Here is a 9,183-nt window from a genome sequence, read left to right on the forward strand (position 1 = left end):
CCGTCTCGTGGGCTCGGAGATGTGTATAAGAGACAGGGTGGGTGCTGCAGGTGGGCGGTGGGGCGGGCCGGGGATTCAGGGTTGCGGGGCGGTACGGCGGTGGGCCGGTGGCGGTGCGGTGGCGGTGCGGTAGGGGCCGGTGGCGGTTCGGTGGTGGCTCAGTAGTGGGCCGGCGGCGGGGCGGCGAGGCGGCGAGGCGTGGCGGCGGAGGTGGAGGGCTTGCTAGGGGGTGCGTAGGCGTGTGGCAGGAGGGCCGTAGGGGGCGTGGATGGGTGTGTGAAGGAAGGCTCGTGAGGGGGTGCGTAGGCGTGCGCAGGAAGGCTTGTGAGGGGTGGGGAGGCGTGTGCGGTAAGGCTCGTGAGGGGTGGGGAAAGGGGTGCGGGGAGGTGTTGTGACGGGGGACGGAAGGTGGGGCGGGAGGGGTTTGCGGGGGCAGGGTCGTCATGCAGGATGCCTGGAGCGCGCGGACCGGCACGCCTGCACGACCGCGCATGTTCGTGAGGAGAACCACGTGACCACGAGTCCAACCGATCCCCCCAACGGTGCGGGGACGGGCGGGCAGGGGCTGAAGCTGCTCGCAGTGACGGCCTGCCCGACCGGGATCGCCCACACGTATATGGCGCCGAGAAACTGACCCAGGCGGCCCGGTCGCTCGGTCATCAGATCAAGGTGGAGACCCAGGGTTCCATCGGGGCTGAGAACGTACTGTCTGACAACGATGTCAGAGACGCGGACGGGATCATCATCGCGGCAGACAAGGACGTCGACCGCAGCCGGTTCGTCGGCAAGAGGGTGCTGGCGGTCGGGGTTGCCGAGGGGATCCATCACCCGAGCGACTGATCGAGCGGGTGCGGAGCGCGCCGGTGTACGGGCGCGGGGACGGCGATGGCGGCGGTACGGGTGACCATGCGGCGGCCGGTACGGCGACGGCGTCGGGCAGTGGCGGCAAGGAGCGCAGCGTCGCGTACAAGGCGCTGATGAACGGGGTCAGCTACATGATCCCGTTCGTGGTGGTCGGCGGGTTGCTGATCGCGATATCGCTGGCTCTGGGCGGGCATCCGCAGGCGGACGGCGGTCTGGTGATCCCGGACGGCTCGTTCTGGAAGCACGTCAATGACGTCGGGGTCATCGGCTTCACGCTGATGGTGCCGATCCTGTCCGGCTACATCGCCTACGCGATCGGCGACCGGCCGGCGCTGGTGCCGGGCATGATCGGCGGCTGGATCGCCAATACGGGCGCGTTGTACGACTCCAAGGCGGGCGCGGGTTTCATCGGCGCGATCGTCACCGGTTTCCTGGCCGGCTATCTGGTGCAGTGGATCAAGAAGGTCAGGGTCCCGAAGTTCGTCCAGCCGATCATGCCGATCATCGTGATCCCGGTCGTGGCAACCACCGCGCTCGGGCTGTTCTTCATCTACGTGATCGGCAAGCCGGTCGCCTGGGTGTTCACGCACCTCACGGGGTGGCTCGGCGGGATGACCGGGTCGAGTGCGATCCTGCTCGGCGCGATCCTCGGGCTGATGATCGCGTTCGACATGGGCGGTCCGGTCAACAAGACCGCGTTCCTGTTCGGCGCGGGACTGATCGCGTCCGGTAACCAGACGGTGATGGGCATGTGTGCCGCGGCGATTCCGGTCATGCCGTTGGGGCAGGGGCTGGCCACGCTGGTCCGTCGTCGGCTGTACTCCGAGCAGGAGCGTGAGACCGGCATGGCGGCGCTGTTCATGGGGCTCTTCGGGATCTCGGAGGGTGCGATTCCGTTCGCCGCGGCCCGGCCCGCCCAGGTCATTCCGGCGAACATGCTCGGTGGCGCGGCGGCCGGTGCGGTCGCGGGGATGACCGGGGTGGCGGACGCGGTGCCGCACGGCGGGCCGATCGTGGCGGTGCTGGGGGCGGTCGGCGGGGTGCCGGCGTTCGTCCTCGCCGTGGTGATCGGAGCGGTGGTCACGGCTTTGACGACGGTGACGCTGGTCGATCTTTCGGAACGGCGGAAGGGCGGGGTTGCCGTCGCGGCGAGCCCCGCGTCAGGGGCTGGGGGCGAGTCGGGCGAGTCGGGTAAGTCGGGCGTGGTGGATGAGGTGGTCGCGGTGGACGAGCTGGTCGCGGCCGGCGGGGCGAGGGTGACTGGAGTGGCCAGCGAGACTGGGGTGGCTGGCATGGCCGGCGGGGCCAGCGGGGCGTCTGCTGGGGCCACTGCGGCTGCTGTTGTGGGTGCTGCTGTGGGGTCGTCGGAGGCGGGGGGTCCGGAGGGTTCGGCGGGTCCGGAAGGCCCTGAAGGTCCGGAGGGTTCGGCGAGTCCGGAGGGTCCAGAGGGTCCGGAGGTGCTTTCGGGGTATCTCACCGAGGAGACCGTCAAGACGGAGCTCGCCGCCGACAACAAGGAAGCGGCAATCCGCGAGATGGCCGAACTGGTGGCGGGAACCGGCCGGGTGACGGACGTGGCCGAGCTGGTGCGGGTGGCGCTGGCCCGGGAGGCGCAGGGCACCACCGGGCTCGGTGAGGAGATCGCCGTTCCGCACGCCAAGACGGACGCGGTGAACGCGCCGGTCGTCGGGTTCGCGCGGTCCGCGGAGGGGATCGACTGGGGTTCGCTGGACGGCACGCCGGCCCGGCTGGTTTTCCTGATCGCGGTACCGGAGGCGGCGGCCGGGGACGAGCATCTGCGGATCCTGGCGTTGCTGTCGCGGAAGTTGATGGACGCGGACTTCCGGGCGCGACTGCAGGAGGCGGCGAACACCGAGGCGTTGCTGGGCGTTCTCGGGGAGATCCAGTAGGGGATTTGGAGGGCTGGGGTGGGGATGTCCCGTAGGGCGGGGTCGAACAGATCCCGTAGGGGGCGCGAGGGTCCCCTCGGGGCCATCAACGCGGCGGCGACGGGCGGTATTCCCGGTCTCCGCTGGGGAGTTGATCCCTTCTCTGCCGGGAGGCCATTCCATTCCTGGTCTCCGCTGGGCAGTTGTTCCCGTCCGCAGGGGAGCTGTCCCCGGTCTCCGGGCAGCTCCCCCCGGCCTCCGGGGAGCTGTCCCCCGGTCTCGGTGAACCGGCGTCGGCGGCTCCGGGGCAAACCGGCGTCTGGGTCCCCAGGGAAAGCCGGCATCGGCGTCCCGGATAAGCCGGCGTCGGGGCCCGGGGCAATCCGGCGGCGGGCTCCCCGGGGTAAGCCACCCTCGGGAAATCCGGCAGGACGGGGTCGAACAGATCCCGTAGGGCGGGGTCGAACAGATCCCGTAAGGGGCGCGCGGGCCCCCTCGGGGCCGTCAACGCAGGGGAGTTGGGGAGGTATTCCCATGGTCGGGGAGGTATTCCCATGGGTGGGCCCCCGCGCTCCGAGGGAGTGGGAGTGTGGGGGCCCATTCGTTATCGCGTGGCAGGCAGCGCCTCGGGGTCAGTGGCCGCCCGGTGTCTTCGTCGGGTCGGGGCCCTTGGCGGCGGTGGCCTCGTGGTAAATGTCCGGTTCGAGGTAGATGACGCGGGCGATCGGGACGGCCTCGCGGATGCGGGCCTCGGCGGCGTTGATGGCGTCGGCGATCTGGACGGCGGTGTCGTCGTGCCGGACCGCGATCTTGGCGGCGACCAGCAGTTCCTCGGGGCCGAGGTGGAGCGTGCGCATGTGGATCACGCGGGTGACGACGTCGCCGTCGACGACCGCGGCGCGGATCATGGCGACCTGCTCGGGACCGGCCGCCTCGCCGAGCAGCAGCGACTTGGTCTCGGCGGCCAGGACGAGCGCGATCAGCACCAGCAGCGCGCCGATGCACATGGTGCCGATGCCGTCCCAGATGCCGTTGCCGGTGAGGAGGGTGAGGCCGACGCCGCCCAGCGCGAGGACCAGGCCGACCAGGGCGCCGAAGTCCTCCAGCAGCACCACGGGCAGCTCGGGGGCCTTGGCGCGGCGGACGAACTGGGCCCAGGTCTGCTTGCCGCGCAGCTCGTTGGACTCCTTGATGGCCGTGCGGAAGGAGAAGCCCTCGGCGATCACGGCGAAGACCAGGACGCCGATCGGCCAGTACCAGGCCTCCAGCGGGTGCGGGTCGTGGATCTTCTCGTAGCCCTCGTAGAGGGCGAAGACGCCGCCGATGGTGAACAGGACGATGGAGACCAGGAAGCCGTAGATGTAGCGCTCCCGGCCGTAGCCGAAGGGGTGCTCCTCGGTGGCCGCGCGCTTCGCCTTCTTGCCGCCGAGCAGCAGCAGGCCCTGGTTGCCGGAGTCCGCGATGGAGTGCACGCCTTCCGCCAGCATCGAGGACGAGCCGCTGAAGGCGAAGGCCACGAACTTCGCTGCGGCGATCGCCAGGTTGGCGCCCAGCGCCGCAACGATCGCCTTTGTCCCGCCTGATGCGCTCATATGTGCCGCATGTCCCTTCCGTCGACGGGGCTCGCCGCTTTACCGCCCCTTTAATGCTGTGCGGCGGTCATTGTTGCAGCCCGGCGGCCGGCGGACGCGAGGAGGCCACCTGGCGGACGGCCTCCGCGCACGGTTCCGAACGGACTCCCGTGCGGTCCCCGGCGGACTCCCGGGCGGTCCCGGACCGACTCACCGTACGGTCCCCGTCGCGCTGTGCCACCGCCGGGGCCCCGGGTCCGGATCCGGGGTCCGGGTCCACCGTTCCGCACGCCCCTACGGGCGCGCGATCGGCCCCGCCCGCCCTACGCCACCACCGTCGCCCGGAAGAGCGTGCCCTCGCCGGTGAGGGTGAGGGGCTCGCCGGCCGGTACGAAGGCGGATTCGCCGGGGGCCAGGGTCAGTTCGGCCGGTGCGTCGGCCGGTTGGCCGGCCACGTCGGCGTGGAGGTGGACGGTGCCCGCGGTGCACAGGAGGATCTGCGGGGTGGCGGAGGCGAGCGGGTGCGGGGCGGCGCCGGGGGCGAGGACGAAGCGGGAGAGCCGGAACTCGTCGACGGGGGTGTCGTAGACCTCTTCGCCGCCGATGTCCTCGGGGCGGAGGACGCCCGCGTCGCCGGCTTCGAAGCGGACCACCCGCAGGAGTTCGGGGACGTCGACATGCTTGGGGGTCAGCCCGCAGCGCAGCACGTTGTCGGAGTTGGCCATCAGCTCGACACCGAGGCCGCTGATGTAGGCGTGCGGGATGCCGGCGCCGAGGAAGAGGGCCTCGCCGGGCTGGAGCCGGACGTGGTTGAGGAGCATGGCGGCGAGCACGCCGGGGTCGCCGGGGTAGTGGTGGGCGAGGCCGGCGTAGGCGGCGTAGGTGTCGGCGTGCGGTCCGCCCTTGGCGGCGAGTTGGCCGGCGGCGACGGCGGCGCGTTCGACGGTGCCGGCGATGGCGTGGTGTTCGGCGCTGAGGACTGCGGTGAGGACCTCGCGCAGCGCGTCCGCCTCGGGGCTGGCGCGCAGGATGTCGACGTACGGCGTGAGGTCGTCGATACCGAGGTCTTCGAGGAGGTCGGCGGTCTCGGCGGGGTGCCGGAAGCCGCACAGGCCCTCGAAGGGGGTGAGGGCGCAGATCAGCTCGGGCTTGTGGTTGGCGTCCTTGTAGTTGCGGTGGGGGGCGTCGAGCGGCACGCCGCGCCGCTCCTCGTCGGCGAAGCCCTCGCGGGCCTGGGTCAGGTCGGGGTGGACCTGGAGGGAGAGCGGTGAGCCGGCGGCGAGCAGTTTGAGCAGGAAGGGCAGCCGGGGGCCGAAGGCGCGGACGGCGCCGGGGCCGAGTTCGGCCTCGGGGTCGGCCTCGATGATCTCGGCGAGGGAGCGGGGGCCGGTGCCGCGGTCGAGGCGGGAGGGGGCGCCGGGGTGGGCGCCCATCCACATCTCGGCCTGGGGTTCGCCGGTGGGTGCGGTGCCGAGGAGCTCCGGGATGGCGGTGGTGGAGCCCCAGGCGTAGGGGCGCACGGTATTGGCGAGGCGGTCCATGGGGTGCTGCTTCCTGAGGTCGTCCGGGGCGGCGGGCGGGCTCGCGGGGTGCGGCTCGCGGGCCCGCGGGTGCGGGCCGGCCGACCCGTGTGTGCGGGCCGGCCGTCAAAGATCACTCGGTGCCGGCGAGCGCCAGGTAAACGGCGCCGAAATCTGCGATGGCGAGTAGTTCCGCGGCCATCTCCAGGTCACTGCCGGGGCCGGGCTGGAGCTCGGTGAGGGCGGTGTCGCGTTCCTCGGCGAGGGCCTGGGCGGCGTGGGTGGCGGACAGTGTGCCGGGTTCCTGGTCCCGCAGCAGCACGACGCGGGCGTGCAGGGTGGTCGCCGTGGGCTGTTCGACGCGGTCGCGGAAGAAGTCGTCCGGGTCGGTACCGGGGGCGAGGGCGCCGGCGAGCAGGGTGCGGTGGGTGGTGAGCGCCTCGGGGAGTTCGGCGGCGAGGGCGGGGCGGCCGGCGAGGCCGGCGAGTTCGGTGGCGAAGTGCCGGCCGACGGCGTGCGCGAGGGTGCCCTCGGTCCAGATGAGCGGGACCGCGTCGGCGAGGTGGGCGGCGAGGGCCTTGCCGGGGTTGGAGTAGGTGGGGACGGCCGGGCCGCAGCGTTCGGCGAGGTGGTCGAGGCGGTCGGCGAGTTTGCCGAGGGCGTCCTGCGGGGCGCTGATCAGGCCGGTCCGGTCGGCGAGCGAGAGCAGCGGGATGAGGACGGACCAGAGGGTGCCGGGGGCGGCCGGCGGGGCGCCCTCGACGTCGAACTCTGCGTCGTAGGCGGTGGTGGCGAGCGGTACGGCGAGGCCGCGGGCCTGGATGACGGCGTCGGCGAGCGGGCCGCCGGCGGGGGTGACGGCGACGACGGCGCAGCCGCGGCGGTAGGCCTGTTCGACGAGTTCGGCGAGGCCGGGGTCGGCGGCGTCCGGGCCGGCGAGGAGCAGCAGGTCGAGCGGGCCGGCCCAGCCGGGCAGTGTCCAGCGCAGCGCTCCGGGCAGCGGGGCGACGCCGGTGGGCTGGATGAGGCTGACCGGGCAGCTGCCGCCGCTGAGGGCGCGCAGCAGGTCGGCGACGCCGGCCGCGGCGGGGCCGGGGCCGGCGACGAGGACGGCGCGCGGCCGGCCGTCGGGGGTCAGTTCGGGGATGCCGGATTCGGCGGCGCTGCGGGCGGCGGTGCGGGCCCGGGCGCCGGATTCGGCGACGCCGCGCAGCAGGCCGAAGCGGTCGGCGCCGGCCAGCGCGTCAGGGGTGTCGAGGAGGGACTCGTCGAGCATGGTGGGCGCGGCCTCCGATCGCCGGTGCGGGCGGGTTGTGCCGGGCGGTGCCGGGCCCGCGGACCCGGCGGGCCCGGGTCAGGCGGGGCGGCGTGCTTCGTCGACGAGGAGTACGGGGATGCCGTCCCGGACGGGGTACGCGAGGCCGCAGTCGCCGGAGGTGCAGACCAGCTCGGCCGGTTCGGTGGCCGTCCGGTCCTCGAGGGGGGCGTGGCACGCCGGGCAGGCGAGGATCTGGATCAAGCTGGCTTCGACCGGCATGGGCGCTGCTCCTTCGGGTGGTTGCGGCGTGGCCAGCGTACCGCCGGTGGGGCGGGCGCGGCCTGCTCGGCGGGGTGTGGCGCCACGGGCGGGGCGGGTGCCCCGCCCGTGGGAGAGGGTCAGCCGCGGATGATCGCCAGGACCTCGTCGCGGACCCGGGCGACGGTGTCGGCGTCGCGGGCCTCGGCGTTCAGGCGCAGCAGCGGCTCGGTGTTGGAGGGCCGGACGTTGAACCACCAGTCGTCGGCGGTGACGGTCAGGCCGTCCAGTTCGTCGAGGGTGATGCCCTCGCGGCCCTCGTAGGCGGCCTTGATCGCGGCGAGCCGGCCGGTCTGGTCGTCGACGGTGCTGTTGATCTCGCCGGAGGCGGCGTAGCGGTCGTACTCGGCGACGAGCTGCGACAGCGGGCGGTCCTGGCCGCCGAGGGCGGCGAGGACGTGCAGGGCGGCGAGCATGCCGGTGTCGGCGTTCCAGAAGTCGCGGAAGTAGTAGTGCGCGGAGTGCTCGCCGCCGAAGACGGCGCCGGTCTTGGCCATCTCCTCCTTGATGAACGAGTGCCCGACGCGGGTGCGTACCGGGGCGCCGCCGTTCTCCCTGACGACCTCGGGGACGGACCAGGAGGTGATGCAGTTGTGGATGACGGTGGAGCCGGGGTGCTTGGCCAGCTCGCGGGCGGCGACCAGGGCGGTGATCGCGGACGGGGAGACCGGGTCGCCGTTCTCGTCGACGACGAAGCAGCGGTCGGCGTCGCCGTCGAAGGCGATACCGAGGTCGGCGCCGGTCTCGCGGACCCGGGCCTGGAGGTCGACGATGTTCTTCGGGTCGAGGGGGTTGGCCTCGTGGTTGGGGAAGGAGCCGTCCAACTCGAAGTACAGGGCGTCGAGTTCGAGCGGCAGGCCGGCGAAGACGGTGGGGACGGTGTGTCCGCCCATGCCGTTGCCGGCGTCCACGACCACCTTCAGGGGGCGGATCGCGGTGAGGTCGACCAGGCCGCGCAGGTGGGCTCCGTAGTCGGCGAGCACGTCGCGTTCGCCGATGGTGCCGGGGGTGGCGGCCGGCTCGGGGGCGCCCTCGTCGGACCAGCGCTCGACCAGGGCGCGGATGTCGGCGAGGCCGGTGTCCTGGCCGACGGGGGCGGCGCCGGCCCGGCACATCTTGATGCCGTTGTACTGGGCAGGGTTGTGCGAGGCGGTGAACATGGCGCCGGGCAGGCCGAGGGAGCCGCTGGCGAAGTACAGCTCGTCGGTGGAGCACAGGCCGATCAGGGTGACGTCCGCGCCGCGGGCCGCGGCCCCGCGCGCGAAGGCCGTGGCCAGGCCCGGCGAGGAGGGCCGCATGTCGTGTCCGATCACGATCGCGTCCGCGCCGGTGACCTCGACGAAGGCCGCGCCGAACAGCTCGGAGAGCGGTTCGTCCCACTGAGTGGGGACGACACCGCGTACGTCGTACGCCTTGACGATGTGCGACAGGTCGGTCACGAGTGGGTCCTCCTGGGGTGTGTTCGGGACACCCCAAACCTACCGTTGACCGCTTTGCGGCGCCCCCACGTACTCGGCCGTCCCGCCGTGCGGAGCCCCCGCACGTACCCGTCTGTCCCGCCGCGGGGCTCGCTCGCCGTTGCGCTTTGCGGCGCCGCGTACGTCCCCGCCTCTCCCGCCGCGGGGCGTCTCGCCGTGGCGCCTGCGGCGGGCTGGGTGGGTGTCGGGTGCGGTGACGGGCCTCCGGGGCCGGTGTTTGGGACTGCTGTCGCTTTACGTCCCAAACACCGGCCCCTCCGGCCCGTCCCCTCCCGTGAGGGGAAT

5 protein-coding genes and 1 pseudogene are annotated in these 9,183 nt (G+C 72.8%); 1 reads left to right on the plus strand and 5 read right to left on the minus strand.

Going from position 1 to position 9,183, the window contains the following annotated elements; genetic code table 11:
- Window positions 1-580 precede the first annotated feature (580 nt).
- Window positions 581-2,774 (plus strand): annotated as a pseudogene (locus tag IG62_RS42845) (fructose-specific PTS transporter subunit EIIC).
- A gap of 611 nt (window positions 2,775-3,385) precedes the next feature.
- Here IG62_RS42845 and IG62_RS0140360 read toward each other — a convergent pair.
- The 5 genes from IG62_RS0140360 to IG62_RS0140380 all read right to left on the minus strand — a co-directional run bounded on the left by IG62_RS0140360 (window position 3,386) and on the right by IG62_RS0140380 (window position 8,859).
- The gene (locus IG62_RS0140360; RefSeq protein ID WP_030816110.1) at window positions 3,386-4,345 is read right to left on the minus strand and encodes a cation diffusion facilitator family transporter; all 960 of its coding nucleotides are present in this window, start codon (window positions 4,343-4,345) and stop codon (window positions 3,386-3,388) included.
- A 302-nt stretch (window positions 4,346-4,647) separates the two neighbouring features.
- Window positions 4,648-5,865 (minus strand): mannose-6-phosphate isomerase, class I, encoded by a 1,218-nt coding sequence (gene manA / locus IG62_RS0140365; protein ID WP_030816113.1) that lies wholly within the window; start codon window positions 5,863-5,865, stop codon window positions 4,648-4,650.
- Between the two features lie 112 nt (window positions 5,866-5,977).
- A complete protein-coding gene (locus IG62_RS0140370) occupies window positions 5,978-7,120 on the minus strand; it encodes an SIS domain-containing protein (RefSeq protein ID WP_030816114.1) in 1,143 nt (380 codons plus the stop codon).
- A 78-nt stretch (window positions 7,121-7,198) separates the two neighbouring features.
- Window positions 7,199-7,381, minus strand: a complete 183-nt coding sequence (locus tag IG62_RS0140375; RefSeq protein WP_030816115.1) for a Trm112 family protein — start codon at window positions 7,379-7,381, stop codon at window positions 7,199-7,201.
- Between the two features lie 119 nt (window positions 7,382-7,500).
- Entirely contained in the window at window positions 7,501-8,859 is a 1,359-nt protein-coding gene (locus IG62_RS0140380; protein ID WP_030816116.1) for a phosphomannomutase/phosphoglucomutase, read from the minus strand.
- Between the last annotated feature and the right edge of the window lie 324 nt (window positions 8,860-9,183).

The organism is Streptomyces sp. NRRL S-337 (assembly GCF_000720175.1).
Taxonomy (GTDB): Bacteria; Actinomycetota; Actinomycetes; order Streptomycetales; family Streptomycetaceae; genus Streptomyces; species Streptomyces siderophoricus.

Bases quoted from the DNA above. Each gene is read 5' to 3' on its own strand.
- IG62_RS0140360 (WP_030816110.1), bottom strand. From the start codon at position 4,345: ATGAGCGCATCAGGCGGGACAAAGGCGATCGTTGCGGCGCTGGGCGCC.
- manA (WP_030816113.1), bottom strand. From the start codon at position 5,865: ATGGACCGCCTCGCCAATACCGTGCGCCCCTACGCCTGGGGCTCCACC.
- IG62_RS0140370 (WP_030816114.1), bottom strand. From the start codon at position 7,120: ATGCTCGACGAGTCCCTCCTCGACACCCCTGACGCGCTGGCCGGCGCC.
- IG62_RS0140375 (WP_030816115.1), bottom strand. From the start codon at position 7,381: ATGCCGGTCGAAGCCAGCTTGATCCAGATCCTCGCCTGCCCGGCGTGC.